This window comes from Niallia nealsonii (assembly GCF_002835805.1).
Taxonomy (GTDB): Bacteria; Bacillota; Bacilli; order Bacillales; family Cytobacillaceae; genus Niallia; species Niallia nealsonii.
In genome coordinates, this window is sequence record NZ_PISE01000006.1 from 62,343 (window position 1) to 81,232 (window position 18,890).

The following is an 18,890-nucleotide window of genomic DNA, read 5'->3' on the forward strand; positions in this document are numbered from 1 at the left end:
AGCCAATAAGCCTCTATGCATATCTATTATCTACGCAACAACTTCATCCAAGGCTTCCAAATATGTTTTACCGTGTATATATAAATAATACCTAATACAAAAACAAAAGGTAGTAGAGATTGTCTCTAGTACCTTTTGGATTATAACATATTTTATTTTGATTTACTTAACAAAAATGATCCTGCAAGTAAAAAAGTTGGAACAGAAGCAAGCCCGATAATCATCGGCCAATCTTTGGCAAGAATTGGAACGGTATGGAAGATTTCTTGCAAAAATGGTACATAGATAACAATAAGGGCAAGTACTAGTGAAGAAATAACTGCCCATACTAGGTACATATTGCCAAAGGGATTACGGGAGAGAATAGATTTTTCACTGCGGCAGTCAAATACATGAATCAGCTGTGCCAATACTAATGTGATAAAAGCAACCGTTTGTGCATATTGCAAATTTTCAGGATTATTGTCATATGCAAACATAAACGCAAGTATGGTAGCTAATCCAATTAAAATGCCTCGGGAAATGACTTTCCATCCTAACCCTCTTGCAAATACTCCTTCACTTGGATTCCGCGGATGCCGCTTCATCACATTATCTTCCGGTCGATCCAGCCCTAGCGCCATTGCTGGAAGGCCATCTGTTACTAAGTTAACCCACAGTATTTGAATAGGAACAAGTGGCAAAGGCAGCGCCAAAAGCATGGCAAACAGCATCACCAATATTTCCCCTACATTTGAAGCCAATAAATAACGGATAAACTTGCGAATATTTTCATAAATATTTCTTCCTTCAATAATTGCAGCTTTAATGCTTGCAAAGTTATCATCCATTAGTACAAGAGATGAAGCTTCCTTGGCAACATCTGTACCTGTTATGCCCATTGCAATTCCTATATCCGCTGTTTTGATTGCTGGTGCATCATTGACACCATCTCCTGTCATGGCAACGATATGGCCTCTATTTTGGAATGCCTGCACAATTTTCAGCTTATGTTCAGGGGATACCCTTGCAAATACACTTACTTCATCTACTACCTCTTCCAATTCCTTCAAATTCATCTTAGCTAAATCTTTTCCCTCTAATACTTTGGAGCGCTTATTGGCAATGCCGAGTTCTGTTGCAATTGCTTTTGCTGTAATCACATGGTCCCCTGTGATCATAACGGTTTTAATGCCTGCTTCTTTGCATTCTTTTACTGCTTGTTTCACCTCAGGTCTTGGCGGATCAATAATCCCTTGAAGACCAATAAAGGTTAAATCTTTTTCTGCTTCTTGTTCATGCAGTATAAGCGTATTTGGCGATATTTCTTTAAAACCAATCGCAATGGTTCTTAAAGCTTGGGAGGCAAGTCCATTAATTGCTTCTTGCACCATATTTTTGACATCTTTTCCATAGGCTTGTGTTTTATTTCCCATTAAAATAGAGCTACTTTTTCCTGCTAATACATCTGGTGCCCCTTTTGTCACAATAAACTGTCTTCCAGAAGAATCTTTCACCACAATACTCATCATTTTCCTTGTAGAATCAAAAGGAAATTCATTAACGATCTCAAATTGAGTTAACAGCTGTTTTCTCGTAAACCCTGCTTTCATCCCAGCAACAAGCATTGCTCCTTCTGTTGGATCGCCATTTAAAACAAACTCATCGTCTTTTTGGAGAATTTCTGCATGATTGCAAAGCATGCCGAATGTCAACAGCTGCTGCAGCACTTTATCTTTTCGTGGGTCAATGATTTCATTATCCTCATAGTACTTTCCTTGAGGCTCATAGCCAATTCCATCTACCGTCCAAATTTTGCCGCCGCTCCAAACCTTTGTAACGGTCATTTTATTTTGTGTTAACGTACCTGTTTTATCAGAACAGATGACACTTGCACAGCCTAATGTTTCAACAGCAGGCAATTTACGGACAACCGCATTTTTTCGAATCATTTTTTGCACGCCAAGCGATAAAGCAATGGTAACAATGGCTGGCAATCCTTCAGGAATAGCCGCAACAGCAAGTGATACACCAGCTAGCACCATTTCATATAAATCATTTCCTCGAATAACACCAATAGCGACAACAAGAACGGTTAATAATAAAGCAGTTACAATTAATATTTTTCCAAGCTGCTCTAAACGCCGCTGCAGCGGTGTTGTTTGTGATTCAGCATTTTGCAGCAGGTCTGCAATTTGTCCCATCGCTGTTTTCATTCCTGTGGCAATAACAACACCCACGCCGCTTCCTCTTGAAACCATTGTGCCCATAAAGCCCATATTTTCCATATCTCCAAGTGTTAGATTCGCATTTTGTATTGGAGATACTGTTTTTTGAACAGGCACTGATTCTCCTGTTAATGCAGATTCTTCTACTTCTAGACTTCTTGATTCAATAATGCGGACATCTGCCCCGATCCTGTCTCCACTGACAAACTTAATAATATCGCCAGGCACTAATTCTTTTGATAAAATCTTTACCCATTCCCCATCTCTTAATGCTTGCACTTGCGGCTGCGAAAGCTCTTTTAATGCGGATAAAGACTTTTCTGCTCGTCTTTCTTGAAAAAAACCTAAAAAACTATTTAAAATGATGATTGCAATAATTGCAATTGCATCAATATATTCTCCGAGAAGTCCAGAAATTAATGTTGCCGCCAACAGCACTAGAACCATAAAGTCTTTAAATTGACTAAAAAATAAAAGCAGCGCAGATTGCTTCTCTCCTTCATCCAGTTCATTCTTCCCAAACTGTTTGCGCCTTTTACTAGCATCTTCATTTGTCAGTCCAGCCGAAAAATCCGTATTTAATGTTCGCTCCACTTCTTTTTCGTTCATTTCATGATAATTCATCCGGCCACCTCACTTCCCCCTTTTCAATTCAAGCTCGCCAAAACAAAAAAGCAAAAATTTTGTTCTTCCTATTGGCGATGAAAAAAATCGTAGTTGTTCTGAACAAAACATAAGCAAAACCTAACTGCAAAGTTGTCCCAACACCACTCTTAACAAATCATATTCAGCCAAATTAAAAAAAATGCTAGAAAGAGATCACTTCTTTTTGACAAAGCATAAATCTTTAGCCAATATAAGAGAAGGGATAAAAAGATAGTTAATGAAAAACAAATAGATACATAAAGAAAAGGATGTTAAACATGTCATTTGATGGATTATTTACAAGAGCAATGACTTCTGAATTGCTAGAAAGCTTAAAAGGCGGCCGTATCACAAAGGTTCAGCAGCCCTTTACTAATGAAATTGTCCTTGTTGTTCGGGCAAATGGAAAAAATCAAAAACTTCTTCTTTCTGTTCATCCTAGTTATGCCCGCATTCAATTAACAGAAGAAACATATGAAAACCCAAAAGAGCCCCCAATGTTTTGCATGCTTTTGCGTAAACACTTAGAAGGCTATTTTATCGATAATTTGTATCAAATTGGCCATGATCGGATCATTGTCCTAGAAGTAAGGGGAAGAAATGAGATTGGCGATACATCCTATAAAAAATTGATGATTGAGATTATGGGACGCCACAGCAATATTATTTTAGTGGATCAGGAAAAAAACACGATTCTTGATAGTATAAAACATGTTTCCTATGCAGTTAACAGCCATCGGGCTATTCTTCCAGGCTATGAATACAAAGCGCCGCCTGCACAGGATAAACAAGACCCTCTTGCTACAGAAAAAGAGGATATTTTAAAAGCGCTTGACTTTAATAGCGGGAAACTAGATAAACAAATTGTGCAGCAGTTTTCTGGCATTTCTCCACTGCTAGCAAAAGAAATTGTTTTCCAAGCAGGTTTAGCTAATCGAGATACATTGCCGCAAGCCTTTCTTGCCAAAATGAAAGAAATAAAAGAGGCACAATATAATCCTTCTATTATACAGACAGCAGACAAAGAATATTTTTATTTTCAAAATTTGCTTCATTTAAAAGGAGAAAGTAAATCCTTTTCCACTTTAAGCAAAATGCTTGACCGTTTTTATTTTGGCAAAGCAGAACGGGATCGGGTAAAACAGCAAAGCAATGATTTAGAACGCTTTATCGTAAATGAACGGGATAAAAATGAAAAAAAAATCAAAAAGCTGAAAAGATCACTGCAAGAAGCAGAAAATGCAGAACAATATCAATTGCTTGGGGAATTGTTGACAGCCAATATTTATGCAGCAAAAAAAGGCATGAAAGAAATAGAAGTCACAAATTATTATCATCCAGATGGAGAAATGGTGACAATTTCTCTTGATCCAAGAAAAACGCCTTCCGAGAATGCGCAAAAGTATTTTACACGCTATCAAAAAGCAAAAAATTCAATTGATATTATTAAAGAACAAATAAGCCTAGCTGAAAAAGAATTAGTGTATTTCGACACATTGCTGCAGCAAATCATTTCCGCATCTCCTAAAGATATTCAGGAAATTAGGGAAGAGCTGATAGAAGAAGGCTATCTTCGAGAACGGCAGAAAAAGCAAACAAAAAAACAGCAAAACCTAAAACCTGTGCTTGACCAGTATTTTGCTAGTGACAGCACAGAAATATTAGTAGGCAAAAACAATAAACAAAACGATTACTTAACAAATAAAGTGGCGGCTCGTGATGAAATTTGGCTGCATACAAAGGATATTCCAGGATCTCATGTAGTCATTCGCAGCAAAGAGCCTAGTGAAGAAACAATAATAGAGGCGGCAAAATTGGCGGCATATTTCAGCAAAGCAAAACAATCCAGTTCCGTGCCAGTTGATTACACATTAGTTCGTTATGTGAAAAAACCGAGCGGTGCAAAACCTGGTTTTGTTATTTATGATAATCAACAGACTGTTTATGTTACGCCAGACGAGGATACCGTACTACGCTTAAAACAGCATTAAAAACCTAAAAAGGCCGATATCAATGAAATTCATCGATATCGGCCTTTTTCAATTATTTACCCCATTCTCCGGGATTTTTTTGCCAGTTTTGTAGACTTTGCATATCCTCTGCTTGAATATAGCCGCTTTTTTCTGCTACTTCTAATAGAGTTGTATAATCTGTTAAAGAATAAGCTGTAATTTCTGCTTCTTGCAATAATCCTTTTCCTTTTGGCAGTTCATATGTAAAGATGGAAACAACCCCTAACACATCACAACCTGCATCACGAAGTCCCTTGACTGCTGTGATGACACTGCCTCCTGTTGAAATAAGATCTTCTACCACAACCACTTTTTGCCCTTTTTCGATTTTTCCTTCAATTTGATTGCCTTTTCCATGCTCTTTTGCTTTCGAACGAACATAACACATTGGCAAATTCAATACATCACTTACCCATGCTGCATGTGGTATCCCGGCTGTTGCCGTTCCAGCCACTACTTCTGTTTCTGGAAACTTCTCTTTAATTAATTGTGCCAATCCATTCGCAATATCTTTTCTGACAGAAGGATAGGAAAGTGTTAAACGATTATCGCAATAAATAGGTGATTTAATGCCAGAAGCCCATGTAAATGGATTTGATGGCTGTAAAAAAACTGCCTTTATTTCTAATAGTTGTTCTGCGATTTGTTGTTTCATTGTGTAACGCCCTCCCACTCATTTTTAAACAATAGATAGCTTTCATATGGATTTGCACTTCTTGTAATTGATCTGCCGACAACAATAGATGAAACGCCATTTTCTTTTGCCTTTTTTGGCGTTGCAACACGGACTTGATCTTGAACATTATCTGAATCTAAACGAATTCCTGGTGTAACCGTTAAAAAGTCAGTTCCTATTTTTTCGCGGATGGCACCTGCTTCCAATGTGGAACAAACGACACCATTTAAGCCTGCTTCCTTTGTAATGGACGCATAATGCAGCACAGAATCTAATAATGGTACATTAATTAGCTGTTGCTGTTGCATTTGCTCCTCAGACGTACTTGTAAGCTGGGTTACTGCAATGCAATCTGGACGTTTGCTTCCAGACAATGTGCCTGCTTCTAAGCCTTCCAGAGCGCCTTGCATCATTGGAATGCCCCCTGCAGCATGGACATTAACCAAATCTACCCCAAGTGAAGCCATATTGCGCATAGCGCTTTTTACTGTATTAGGAATATCATGAAGTTTTAAATCAAGGAAAATTTGATGATTTTTTTCTTTTAATGCAGCAATAATACTTGGTCCTTCTTTATAAAATAGTTCCATGCCTACTTTTAAAAACAGCTGTTCTTGTTCAAACTGGCTAAGAAATATATCTACTTCTTTTTTATTAGCAAAATCAAGAGCGATGATAAGCGAATTGCTCATGTTTTCCCCAGCTCCTTCCAGTTAATTCTGAGATGTGTTCAAACCCGTATCGATCTAGCAATTCTGGCAATTCATCAATAATTTTTGGACATACAAATGGATCTACGAAGTTTGCTGTCCCCACAGCGACTGCACTTGCACCTGCGTAGAAAAATTCCAATACATCTTCAGCTGTTGTCACACCACCCATGCCGATGATTGGCAGGTTTACCGCTTGGCTTACTTCGTAAATCATGCGGATGGCAACAGGTTTTACTGCAGGACCAGATAGCCCCCCTGTTTTATTAGCTAAAATTGGTTTACCTGTTCTTAAATCCAAACGCATTCCAAGCAATGTGTTAATCATCGTTAAACCGTCTGCTCCACCGTCTTCTACCGCTTTTGCCATTTCTACAATATTGGTAACATTTGGAGATAGTTTCACATAAACAGGTTTCTCTGACACTTCTTTTACTTTTTTTGTTAAGTTTTTCGCAACTTCCGGAATGGTGCCAAAAGCAATTCCGCCTGTTTTTACATTCGGACAAGAAATATTTAATTCTAATGCTTGTACATTAGGAGCCTTTGAAATTTCTTTTGCTACTTCCACATAATCTTCTTCCAATGACCCAGCCACATTTGCAATAATTGGCACATCAAAGTTTGCAAGCCATGCCAGTTCCACGTCCCGCACTTTTTCTAAGCCAGGATTTTGCAGCCCAATTGCATTTAACATGCCTGCTGTTGTTTCTGCTACACGTGGTGTTGGATTGCCAAAACGAGGTTCTGCGGTTGTTGCTTTAATCATAATTGCTCCAAGTTTGCTTAAATCATATAAATTGCTGAATTCGCGTCCAAATCCAAAACAGCCGGATGCAGGCATAATAGGATTTTTTAACTCTAATCCAGGCAAACTGACCTGTAATCGATTCATATTACTACCTCCCCTGCCTTAAACACTGGTCCATCTGTACATACCTTTTTATACGTAAAGCCTGTTGGATCTTCTTGTGTATGACAAACACATGCAAAACAAGCGCCGATTCCACAGCCCATTCTTTCTTCTAGTGAGATAAACACACGCTTTTTTGGAAATGACTTTTCTAAATTTCTTAACATTGCAGTTGGACCGCAAGAATACAAAATGTCAAAGTCTAATCGTTCTTGTGCAATCACATCTGTTACAAATCCTCTTGTACCATGTGTTCCGTCCACTGTTGCAACATACGTGTCCCCTAAATCACGAAACTTTTCTTCATAAAAAACAACATCACGAGTTTGGAATCCTAAAACAGTGATTACTTTTACTCCACTTGCTGTTAAGCGGTGTGCCAGTTCATATAATGGAGGCACTCCAATGCCGCCTCCTACTAAAAGTGCTGTTTCTTGTGACTTTGCTTCTTCTACTGGAAAGCCATTTCCGAGCGGACCAAGAACATCCACTAACTCTCCTTCTTTTTTTGCTGCAAGCAATTGCGTTCCTCTGCCTTCTTTACGGTAAATCATCGTAAAGGTTAGATTCTTTTGATCAATGCGGCAGATGCTGATAGGTCTTCTTAATAATGGTTCAAACGTGTCCCCTACTTTAATATGAACAAATCTACCTGGCTCATCCATTTCATGAACAAGCTCACCTCTAAGGGTGAGCTCCATTATATTTTCAGCAATTTCTGCGTGGCTTACGACTGTACATAATTCGTTTTTTATCATGCAAATACTGCCTCCAAGTTTTTTTGTCCTGATTGCATTGCTTCAGCAGAAAATGTCATGGATTCTACAACACGTAAAATTGCTTCAGCAGTATCTAGTGATGTTAAACATGGAACACCATTTTCAACAGACTCTCTGCGGATTCTAAATCCATCACGAGTTGGCTGGCTTCCTTTTGAGAACGTGTTGATGACAAATTGCGCTTGTCCATCTCTGATGACATCAATTAAGGTTGTGCCGTCTCCGCCAATTTTATCAACAACTTTTACAGGAATTTGGTGTTTTTCTAAATAAGTTGCTGTACCGCTTGTTGCCATTAGGCTGTAGCCAATATTCATAAATCGTTTCGCAAGCTGAACAGCCTCTTCTTTATCTTTATCTCCAATTGTCAACAATACTGTACCAAATGTTTGAATTTTCATTCCGGATGCAACTAATCCTTTATATAAAGCTTTTTCTAATGTAGTATCTTTCCCCATTACTTCCCCAGTTGATTTCATTTCAGGTCCAAGGGTAATATCTACTCTTCTTAATTTTGCAAAAGAGAATACCGGCACTTTTACAAAAACTCCAGCCTTTTCAGGAACTAATCCTGATGTATAGCCAAGATTTTTTAATGTATCCCCTAAAATTACTTTTGTCGCTATGTTAGCCATCGGCACATTCGTAATTTTGCTTAAGAATGGTACTGTGCGGCTTGAACGAGGATTTACTTCAAGTACGAATACTTCCCCTTTCGAGATAACATACTGAATATTTAGTAGGCCGATTATATTTAATCCTTTTGCTAAGCGAGTTGTATAATCAATTAATGTTTGTTTAATTTCATTTGTTAAACTTTGCGGTGGGTATACAGCAATGGAATCTCCTGAATGAACTCCTGCTCGTTCAATATGTTCCATAATTCCCGGGATAACAACGTCTGTTCCATCGCAAATCGCATCTACTTCAATTTCTTTTCCTGTTAAATAGCGGTCAATTAAAATTGGTTGTCCTGGACTTGCTTTTACTGCATTCTCCATGTATGGAACAAGTTCTGAGTCATTGTAGACAATTTGCATTGCTCTTCCGCCTAATACATAGGAAGGGCGCACAAGTACAGGATAGCCGATTTTTTGTGCAACTGCAATTGCTTCTTCTACTGTTAATGCTGTTTTTCCTTCTGGCTGTGGAATGCCTAGGTCTTGAAGAGCTTGTTCAAACTTATCACGGTCTTCTGCACGATCTAAATCTTCTAATGATGTTCCAAGAATTTTTACACCGCGTTCAACAAGTTGATCGGCTAAGTTAATCGCTGTTTGTCCACCAAACTGAACAACTACTCCTTCTGGTTTTTCTAGATCAATAATATGCATAACATCTTCAATTGTTAATGGTTCAAAATACAGTTTATCTGAGATACTGAAATCTGTTGAAACTGTTTCTGGATTGTTATTGATAATGATTGCTTCATAGCCTGCTTCTTTGATTGCCCAAACAGAGTGAACTGTTGCATAATCAAATTCAATCCCTTGACCAATGCGGATTGGGCCAGATCCTAATACAACAATGCTTTTTCTATCTGTTACAACTGATTCATTTTCGTCTTCGTATGTTCCATAGAAATATGGTGTTTCCGATTCAAACTCAGCTGCACATGTATCAACCATTTTATATACTGGAATTAAGTTATTTTCTTTTCTCCAGTTGTATACTTCAAGTTCTGTTGTATTCCATAGTTTTGCTAGTTGAATATCGGCAAATCCTTTTTCTTTTGCTTTTGTTGCATATTCTAAATCAAATGCATGTGCTGCAAGTTCTTTTTCCATCTTAATGATTCCTTCTAATTTATATAAGAAGAATAAATCAATTTTGCTCCATTCATGAATTGTCTCAATTGTAACACCGCGAGTTAAGGCTTCAGCAATATAGAATAAACGCTCATCTCCTGCATTGCGGATTCGTTTTTCTAATAGACTATCACTGATTTCTTCTGCTCCATTTAATGCAAAATGATACACTTTTGCCTCTAATGAACGAATTGCTTTTAATAAGGACTCTTCAAATGTACGCCCGATTGCCATTACTTCCCCTGTTGCTTTCATCTGTGTTCCTAAGTTACGTTTCGCAGATTCAAATTTATCAAATGGGAAGCGAGGAATTTTACTTACGACATAATCTAATGCTGGTTCAAAGCTTGCATATGTTTTTCCAGTAACAGGGTTCAGCATCTCATCCAATGTTAAACCTACTGCTATTTTTGCGGCAAGTTTGGCAATCGGGTAGCCTGTTGCTTTACTTGCAAGTGCTGATGAACGGCTTACACGTGGATTTACTTCAATAATATAGTATTGGAAGCTATCTGGATCTAGTGCAAGCTGAACATTACAGCCACCTTCAATTTTTAGAGCACGAATAATTTTTAAAGATGTATTGCGCAATAATTGATATTCTCTATCACTTAAGGTTTGGCTTGGCGCCACAACAATACTATCGCCAGTATGAATGCCGACTGGATCAATATTTTCCATGTTACATACTACAATTGCATTGTCATTGCTGTCGCGCATTACTTCATACTCAATTTCTTTAAATCCTGCAATACTTTTTTCTAATAAACATTGTGTTACTGGGCTGTTTTTTAAGCCGCTTGTAACAGTTTCCTGTAATTCTTCGTCATTATGGCAAATTCCGCCGCCTGTTCCTCCCAGTGTAAAGGCAGGGCGCACAATTACTGGATAACCTATTTTTTCTACAAAGCTTTTTGCTTCTTCCATATTATGAATAATATCACTGTCTGGCACTGGTTCTCCAAGCTCATTCATTAAGTTTCGGAAAAGATCTCGATCTTCTGCTTGCTGGATAGCTGATAGTTTTGTTCCTAATACTTCCACACCGCATTCTTCCAACACGCCAGCTTCTGATAATTCAACTGCTAAATTTAGTCCTGTTTGTCCGCCCAATGTCGGCAAGATTGCATCCGGTCTTTCTTTGCGGATAATTCTGCTTACAAAATCTAATGTTAATGGTTCAATATATACGGCATCTGCCATTTCTGTATCTGTCATAATAGTTGCAGGATTTGAATTAACAAGAACTACTCGATATCCTTCTTCCTTTAGAGCCATACAAGCTTGTGCTCCGGCATAGTCAAACTCTGCCGCTTGACCAATAATAATTGGCCCTGATCCGATTACTAGTATACTTTTAATATCATTACGCTTTGACATATGCTGCACCTTCCTGTTTATGTGATAAAATCATGGAGATAAAACGGTCGAATAAGTAATTTGCATCTTCTGGTCCTGGTGATGCTTCCGGATGATACTGAACGGTAAATGCCGGATAGTTTTTATGCTGCAAGCCCTCAATTGTCCCATCATTTAACGCAATATGTGTTACTTCAAGATCTGTATTTGCTACAGATGATTCTTCTACTGTATAACCATGGTTTTGTGCTGTTAAAGAAACTTTTCCTGTTAATAAATCTTTTACAGGATGATTGCTTCCTCTATGGCCAAATTTCATTTTTTCTGTATCAGCACCCATTGCAAGTGCAAATAGCTGATGGCCTAAGCAAATGCCGAATACAGGAACTTTGCCGACTAATCCTTGAATCATTTCAATTGCTTCTGGAACGTCCTTTGGATCTCCAGGTCCATTCGACAGCATAATGCCATCTGGGCTTAAACTTAAAATTTCTTCTGCTGTTGTATTATATGGCACTACAATTACATCACAATCACGCTGATTCAACTCGCGCAAGATACCATGTTTCATTCCAAAATCAACAAGCACTACTCTGTGGCCCCGCCCTGGACTTGGATAAGGTTTTTTTGTAGAAACACGACTAACTTGGTCTGTGCTAAGTCTTGTGCTGCGAAGTTTTTCCAATACTGCTTCTACATCTTCTTCTATATTGCAGAAAGCACCTTTTAATGCTCCATGCTGGCGAATAATTCTTGTTAATTTTCTTGTATCAATTCCAGCTAATCCTGGAATGTTTTTTTGTTTAAAATATTCATCTAAAGAAAGTTCATTTCTCCAGTTCGAAGGAAAATCACAAACTTCTTTTACAATAAATCCTTGAATGGCCGGAGTGATTGATTCAAAATCATCGCGATTAATGCCATAGTTGCCTACTAAAGGATATGTTAATGTTACGATCTGTCCACAATAAGATGGATCTGATAATATTTCTTGATAGCCTGTCATTCCTGTATTAAATACTACTTCTCCGATTGTGCTTTTGTCTGCACCAAATCCTTCTCCAATAAACACTGTACCATCTTCAAGAATCAATTGTTTTTTCATGCGTGTACACTTTCCTTTCTCCAAGCAATCTTGCCATCTACTAATGTTGCAATTGGCCATCCTTGACATTCCCAACCTGCAAATGGTGTATTTCTACCTTTTGATAAAAAGCTATCTGGGTTGATTTTTTCTTTTTCTTCCAAATCAAGGATAACAATATCTGCCTTAGCTCCTACTTCTAATGTTCCAGTAGCTAATTTAAATGTATCTGCAGGTTTTTTTGTTAAATAATTGATTAGTTCTACAAGCGTCATTTTTCCATTTTTCACAAAATGTGTGTAAAGAAGTGGAAAAGCTGTTTCTAAACCGACAATCCCAAATGGCGCCTTTTCAATTGGCTGTGCTTTTTCTTCTGCTGTATGCGGGGCATGATCTGTTGCAATAAAATCGATTGTACCATCTAATAAACCTTCTATTAATGCATCTCTATCTGCTTTCCCTCTTAATGGGGGATTCATTTTATAGTTTGTATCTTTGCCGACAATATCATGTTCACATAATAATAGATGATGTGGTGAAACCTCTGCCGTTACTTTAATGCCTGCTTTTTTCGCATCCCTTACAACGCGCACTGATTCTTTTGTGCTGATATGGCATACATGGTAGTGGCAGTCTGCCGCTTCTGCCAATAATACATCTCGTGCAATTTGTACAGATTCACAAACAGATGGAATACCGTTTAGTCCATTTGCTTTTGAATATTCTCCTTCATGAACGCAGCCTTTATTAATTAAGCTATTGTCTTCACAGTGGGCAACAATTGCCATATCTAAGCTTGCTGCAAGTTTCATTGCTTCAAGCATTTTGCCAGCTTCTTGTACGCCAACACCATCATCTGTAAAAGCAAATGCTCCCAGCTCCTTTAATGCTTTAAAATCGGTTAATTCTTGGCCAAGCTGTCTAATCGTAATAGATGCATATGGAAGTACATGAACATTTGCCGTTTCTTTTATTCTTTCATTTAAATTATGTAGATGTTCCACTGTATCTGGAACCGGTCTTGTGTTTGGCATACTTGCAATAGTTGTAAATCCCCCTCTTGCCGCTGCCATTGTACCTGTTGCTATTGTTTCCTTTTTCTCTCCGCCTGGCTCTCTTAAATGAACATGTACATCAATAAATCCTGGAGAAACGACTTTACCTTTTGCATCAATGATTTCTGCTGCCTCTTCTTGTATAGATGAAGCAATTTCTTTAATAACACCATTTTCAATAAGAATATCTTGTTCAACTAGTTCCCCTGTATTAGTAAGCAATTGGCCATTTTTTATAATCATTGACATGTAAATTTCCCCCTTCAATAGTTGTAAGTGATCTTTTTAATACGCTCATGCGGATATAAACACCATTTTGCATTTGTTTAAAGATTCTGGAACGTTCACATTCAACCAACTCATCTGCAATCTCGACATCGCGGTTAACAGGTGCTGGATGCATAATGATGCTGCTTTTTTTCATCCGTTTTTCTCTGTCTACTGTCAAACCATATTGCTTGTGGTAATCTTCTTTTGTCATCTCTACATCATTTTCACCATGTCTTTCATGCTGAATGCGCAGAAGCATGACTACATCAGATGTTTCTATTGCTGTATCAATATCCTCATAATTAGCATCATTTAGAACATTTTCATCAAACCATTCTTTCGGCCCTGAGAAAACAACTTCTGCTCCGAGTCTTGTTAAGGCATCTGCATTTGATCTAGCAACACGGCTATGACGGATATCACCAATAATACTTATTTTTAAGCCCGCAAATTTGTTGAACTCTTGTTTGATTGTCAAAAGATCTAACAGCGACTGTGTCGGATGATTACCACATCCATCCCCGGCATTGATGACAGGAATATTAACTTTTCCTACAAGCTCGTTGAAATAATTATCCTCTTTATGTCTTACAACAACTGCATTTACCCCGATTGATTCAAGAGTACGGACTGTATCGTATAATGTTTCTCCTTTAACAACACTTGAACTAGTTGTTTCAAACGGAATGACTTCAAGTCCTAATTTTCTTTCCGCCACCTCAAAGCTGCATTTCGTTCTTGTACTTGGCTCAAAAAATAGGTTTGCAACAAAGCTTTGTTTATTCGGTTTCCATTCAGCCCCATTTGCAAAGTTTTGTGCATCTTGAAGGATCTGCTGAATTTCTACAACCGTTAATTCCGATGTTGTTAATAAGTTTTCCATTATTTTTCCTCCTTTATCAATAGAAAGCTTAAATGTTGCTGTTTCCCTTTAAAAAAGACACCCTATTATTAATAGGGTGTCTAAGTTGAGATGTTTTATGTTTGCAACCTTTGCAGTAAATAAACTGCCTAGCGCTTTTACATATAAACATTCAACACCCTTGAAGTCTCTCTGTACTTTTTTAAAAGGTGCTTCTATTTTGTTTCTTTTACATCTATTGCTTCTTCAAATAAATCATCTGATACCTTTTCTTTTCCTGGCAGTGCTAGATTTAAGATTACACCTAAAATCGCTGCCAAAGCCATTCCTTCTAACTTAAACTGCTCTCCGAAGTGGATGGATGCTCCGCCAATTCCCGTTACTAGAATAACTGATGCGATTACTAAATTGCGATTTTTGCTGAAATCCATTTTTGCATCTACTAAAATTCTTAGACCTGATGATGCAATTATTCCGAATAAAAGGATGGATACACCGCCCATTACTGGAGCTGGTATAGAATTGATTAATGCTGTCACTTTGCCGATAAAGCCGAACAAGATTGCAAGTACCGCTGCACCCGCTAGAATATAGACACTGTATACTCTTGTAATAGCAAGCACTCCAATATTTTCGCCATATGTCGTTTTTGGCGGTCCACCCATAAGTCCTGAGATCATTGTTGCCGTTCCATCGCCTAAAATGCTGCGGTGAAGACCGGGATCTTTAATATAATCTTTTCCTACTACTTTGCTTAATACAAGCTGATGTCCAATATGCTCAGCTAATGTTACAATCGCCACTGGAATAAATAGTGCCAATATTGCTGTATTTATGTTTATGTCATAGTCAACAAAAGGGAAGATAAAGTCTGGCATTTCTACCCATTTCGCATCTAACACAGGCTGAAAATTAACTACGCCAGCCACTAATGCGTAAATGTATCCAACGATAATTCCTGCTAAAATCGGGATAAAGCTGAATACCCCTTTGCCAAACATGGTGAAAAGAATCGTTGCTAGTAATGTTACAAGTGCTACTGAGAAGTATAATAAACTGTATTCTTGTGTTGTCGGGTTGTTCATTGCTTGATTAACTGCTGTGCCAGCAAGCCCTAACCCAATTACCATAATGACTGGTCCTACTACAATCGGTGGAAGGATATTCATAATCCAGCGATAGCCAACTTTTTTAATGCATAATGCGACAATTCCATAAACGATACCTGCGATAAAGGTTCCGATCATAGCAGCCCCAGGTCCCCCTAATTCTTTCGCTGCAATAACTGGTGCGATAAATGCGAAGGATGATCCTAAATATGCCGGCACTTTAAATTTTGTAATCAAAAGAAAAGCCACTGTTCCAAGTCCACTTGAAATTAAGGCGACTGCTGGACTTAATCCAATTAAATAAGGAACTAAAACTGTTGCGCCAAACATGGCGAATAAATGCTGTAAACTTAATGTCAACCATTGCACTGAAGATGGTTTATCTTTAATGCCTAATATTGGTTTATTATGATTCATGCTGTAATCTCCTCTAGTACGATTATGCTAAGATAACTTTTCTTCTACCTTATTTTAAGATAGTATGTGTTTTTGATCAAAATAAAACCCCTCATGTATGATGGCACATAAGGGGCTTTACGCAGGAGGAAATAAGCCTCCCTTGTTTACTCCCCTTATCAGCCTCACAGGACTGCTCTTAAAAGGGCTTTATTTAATTCTCATAAATATTCACTTCATCGTGACCATCTACTTCAGCTAATTCCACGACAATTTTTTCTGAGCTCGATGTTGGAATGTTTTTTCCGACATAATCTGCCCGGATAGGAAGTTCTCTGTGTCCTCTGTCCACTAATACCGCAAGCTGTATAGAAGATGGTCTTCCTATATCCATTAAAGCATCCAATGCTGCTCGAACGGTTCTCCCTGTATAGAGCACATCATCCACCAATATGACTTTTAACCCTTTAATGCTTGTTGGAATATCCGAACCTTTTACCAGGGGCTCTTGATTGCTTGTCTTTTCTGATAAATCATCTCGATATAATGTAATATCTAGTTCACCAACGGGAATGCTTTTACCTTCGATTTGAGAGATTTTTTCTGCTAGACGATTGGCAATATATATCCCTCTTGTACGAATACCTACTAGAATACAATTCTCTATCCCTTTATTCTTTTCGATAATTTCATGCGCAATTCTCGTTAAACCTCTTCTAATTGCTTGTTCATCTAGTACAAGTGCTTTCTGCGACATATATATTCACCTTTCTTCTGTCTATAAAAAAATCCTCTCAACCTAAGGTTTGAGAGGATAAACTGATAGTATAACCCGCCATATAAATATGGCATATCCGTTTCCTTCTCAACCTCTCTGGATTGACTTAAAGGACTTATTCAACTAACGTTATATTAATATAAATTCAAGCTTATGTCAACGATTATTTCGCAAATTATTTAGAAGTGCATCAAAGTATTGTGGAAGTGATGCTTCAAACTCCATATACTCCCCTGTTCTTGGATGATTAAAGCCTAAAACTCCTGCATGGAGCGCTTGTCCGCCGATATCCATTGTTTTGCGTGGTCCGTATTTTGGATCTCCTGCAAGAGGAAAGCCAATGTACTTCATATGCACACGAATTTGATGGGTTCTGCCTGTTTCAAGCTGGCATTCAATAAATGAAAAGTCCGTCATTCGCTCTAATACATGAAAATGAGTTACCGCATTTTTGCCATTATCAACAACCGTCATACTTTGCCTATCTCTCGGATCACGACCAAGAGGAGCATCAATTGTTCCATAGTCATGAGGAATTGAGCCATGAACAAGTGCTTTATATTTGCGCGTAACTGTTTTTGCAACTAACTGATTGACTAAACTCTCATGAGCAGCATCATTTTTTGCAACCATTAATAGACCAGATGTATCTTTATCAATACGATGAACGATTCCTGGACGCATTACCCCATTAATTCCGGATAGGTCTTTGCAATGAGCCATTAAGCCATTTACAAGTGTACCTGAGACATGACCTGGCGCCGGATGGACAACCATGCCTTTTGGTTTATTTACAACAATGACATCTCCATCTTCATAATAGATATCCAAGTTCATCTCTTCTGCTACTACATCTAATTCAGTAGGATCGGGAATATCTATTGCTACCATATCATTTAAAACACCTTTATATTTTGTTTTCACAACATTCCCATTTACGGTAACATGACCTTCCTTAATCCATTGCTGCACTTGTGTTCTAGACCAATCTTTATCTATCGTTGAAACAATTTTATCAATTCTTTCATTTACTTGCTCTTCAGTAATAGTATGTTCCCTTTTATCCATGTTTTTTCTCCTTTTTTGCTGCGCTTTCCTCCTTCAGCATTACAATCAACAATAAGATAACGCCGATTACTAAACTTGAATCTGCTATATTAAATATTGGAAAATCATAACTGAAGATATACGTATTAATAAAATCGACTACATATTGATGTCTGATGCGGTCGATAAAATTGCCAATAGCACCGCCTAATATTAACCCTAATGAAATGCCATACATTACTTTGCCTTTTGTTGTCGTTTGAATAAAGTAGCAAATCCCCACAATCACAACAGTTGTAATAATATAGAAAAATGCCATTTTACCTTGCAAAATCCCCCATGCTGCACCAGCATTTCTGTGGGATGTAATATAAAAAACATTTTGAATTACTTCTATACTTTCGCCAAGCTCCATATTTTTAACTACTAGCCATTTTGTCAGTTGATCCACTATGATAACAAAAAGTGCAATTATGTAATAAAACACTAAAGTTTCCTCCATTTCTCGAGTCTCCTTTAGCATTTTAGCATAAACTGCATAAAAACGATAGTTTATCCTAATCCTCCCAACAAGCATTTCTTACTCTTTTTGTCACTAACACTTAAAAACACTATCGTCTCTATCATTGATTTGTATTAACAAAGGCATGTTAATACAAATTAATATTCTCGCGCCAGCGAAGACAGATTTCCCTTTTCTCCCTAAATTCAAAAGTGTTTTATAACCTGAATAAATAAAAATCATTCTGTTAATAGTAAAAACCTTTACGATAAAAATACTGCATTTGTTGTATATCTTGTTTCGATTTAACGATTGGTATCATCGCTAGTATATCTTCAGGAATAAGTTCACCTGAAATTTCACATGTGCCAAAATCGCCATTTTCTAAACGTTTCATTGATTCTTCCACATCTTTTAATTCTGCTTCAATATACTGATTAATTTTGGATGCTCTTTTTACTCGAAGTGTTGTTATTAATTCAATTTGTGTCATACGGAGTTCTGTATAAAGCTCTTCTAATTTCATATTCATACGATTTCCTCCGTTCCTATGTTGTTAAGACTAGATTCCCCTAAAAAACAAGTCAGCAATCCACTTAACTTTTAACAGCGATAACAACAATTGTCGGATGTGGAATTTTTTATAAATCTTTTCCTAAAAATAAAAAAAGCTTTAGG

Annotated in this window: 15 protein-coding genes; 1 reads left to right on the forward strand and 14 read right to left on the reverse strand. The window is 37.6% G+C overall.

Features of this window, described 5'->3' with window-relative positions; genetic code table 11:
- Nucleotides 1–152: 152 nt before the first annotated feature.
- The gene (locus CWS01_RS02895; RefSeq protein WP_101175545.1) at nt 153–2,831 is read right to left on the reverse strand and encodes a calcium-translocating P-type ATPase, SERCA-type; all 2,679 of its coding nucleotides are present in this window, start codon (nt 2,829–2,831) and stop codon (nt 153–155) included.
- Nucleotides 2,832–3,130: 299 nt separating this feature from the next.
- On the opposite strand from CWS01_RS02895, the gene CWS01_RS02900 reads away from it, so the two are divergent.
- Nucleotides 3,131–4,843: an Rqc2 family fibronectin-binding protein gene (locus CWS01_RS02900; RefSeq protein ID WP_101175546.1), complete on the forward strand. Its 1,713-nt coding sequence runs from the start codon at nt 3,131–3,133 to the stop codon at nt 4,841–4,843.
- A 52-nt stretch (nt 4,844–4,895) separates the two neighbouring features.
- Here the strand turns inward: CWS01_RS02900 and pyrE are convergent, their stop codons facing one another.
- The 13 genes from pyrE to CWS01_RS02965 all read right to left on the reverse strand — a co-directional run bounded on the left by pyrE (nt 4,896) and on the right by CWS01_RS02965 (nt 18,744).
- Nucleotides 4,896–5,519, reverse strand: a complete 624-nt coding sequence (pyrE, locus tag CWS01_RS02905; RefSeq protein ID WP_101175547.1) for an orotate phosphoribosyltransferase — start codon at nt 5,517–5,519, stop codon at nt 4,896–4,898.
- Nucleotides 5,516–6,232 carry an orotidine-5'-phosphate decarboxylase gene (gene pyrF / locus CWS01_RS02910; protein WP_101175548.1) on the reverse strand — a complete coding sequence of 239 codons (717 nt, stop codon included), beginning with the start codon at nt 6,230–6,232 and terminating at the stop codon, nt 5,516–5,518. The genes pyrE and pyrF overlap by 4 nt, the downstream gene beginning before the upstream one ends.
- Entirely contained in the window at nt 6,204–7,145 is a 942-nt protein-coding gene (locus tag CWS01_RS02915; RefSeq protein ID WP_101175549.1) for a dihydroorotate dehydrogenase, read from the reverse strand. Before CWS01_RS02915 ends, pyrF begins: the two co-directional genes overlap by 29 nt.
- Nucleotides 7,142–7,921 (reverse strand): dihydroorotate dehydrogenase electron transfer subunit, encoded by a 780-nt coding sequence (locus tag CWS01_RS02920; RefSeq protein ID WP_101175550.1) that lies wholly within the window; start codon nt 7,919–7,921, stop codon nt 7,142–7,144. Before CWS01_RS02920 ends, CWS01_RS02915 begins: the two co-directional genes overlap by 4 nt.
- A complete protein-coding gene (gene carB, locus CWS01_RS02925; RefSeq protein WP_101175551.1) occupies nt 7,918–11,130 on the reverse strand; it encodes a carbamoyl-phosphate synthase large subunit in 3,213 nt (1,070 codons plus the stop codon). The genes CWS01_RS02920 and carB overlap by 4 nt, the downstream gene beginning before the upstream one ends.
- The gene (locus CWS01_RS02930; protein WP_101175552.1) at nt 11,117–12,214 is read right to left on the reverse strand and encodes a carbamoyl phosphate synthase small subunit; all 1,098 of its coding nucleotides are present in this window, start codon (nt 12,212–12,214) and stop codon (nt 11,117–11,119) included. Before CWS01_RS02930 ends, carB begins: the two co-directional genes overlap by 14 nt.
- Nucleotides 12,211–13,497, reverse strand: coding sequence for a dihydroorotase (locus CWS01_RS02935; RefSeq protein ID WP_101175553.1), 1,287 nt, complete (start codon nt 13,495–13,497; stop codon nt 12,211–12,213). The genes CWS01_RS02930 and CWS01_RS02935 overlap by 4 nt, the downstream gene beginning before the upstream one ends.
- On the reverse strand, nt 13,460–14,401 hold the full coding sequence (locus CWS01_RS02940) for an aspartate carbamoyltransferase catalytic subunit (protein WP_101175554.1): 942 nt from the start codon (nt 14,399–14,401) through the stop codon (nt 13,460–13,462). Before CWS01_RS02940 ends, CWS01_RS02935 begins: the two co-directional genes overlap by 38 nt.
- 194 nt (nt 14,402–14,595) lie before the next feature.
- Nucleotides 14,596–15,906 (reverse strand): solute carrier family 23 protein, encoded by a 1,311-nt coding sequence (locus CWS01_RS02945; RefSeq protein ID WP_101175555.1) that lies wholly within the window; start codon nt 15,904–15,906, stop codon nt 14,596–14,598.
- A gap of 193 nt (nt 15,907–16,099) precedes the next feature.
- On the reverse strand, nt 16,100–16,642 hold the full coding sequence (gene pyrR / locus CWS01_RS02950) for a bifunctional pyr operon transcriptional regulator/uracil phosphoribosyltransferase PyrR (protein WP_101175556.1): 543 nt from the start codon (nt 16,640–16,642) through the stop codon (nt 16,100–16,102).
- 177 nt (nt 16,643–16,819) lie between these two features.
- On the reverse strand, nt 16,820–17,731 hold the full coding sequence (locus tag CWS01_RS02955; RefSeq protein WP_101175557.1) for an RluA family pseudouridine synthase: 912 nt from the start codon (nt 17,729–17,731) through the stop codon (nt 16,820–16,822).
- Entirely contained in the window at nt 17,724–18,212 is a 489-nt protein-coding gene (gene lspA, locus CWS01_RS02960; protein WP_268877037.1) for a signal peptidase II, read from the reverse strand. Before lspA ends, CWS01_RS02955 begins: the two co-directional genes overlap by 8 nt.
- A 247-nt stretch (nt 18,213–18,459) precedes the next feature.
- The gene (locus CWS01_RS02965) at nt 18,460–18,744 is read right to left on the reverse strand and encodes a hypothetical protein (RefSeq protein ID WP_101175558.1); all 285 of its coding nucleotides are present in this window, start codon (nt 18,742–18,744) and stop codon (nt 18,460–18,462) included.
- Between the last annotated feature and the right edge of the window lie 146 nt (nt 18,745–18,890).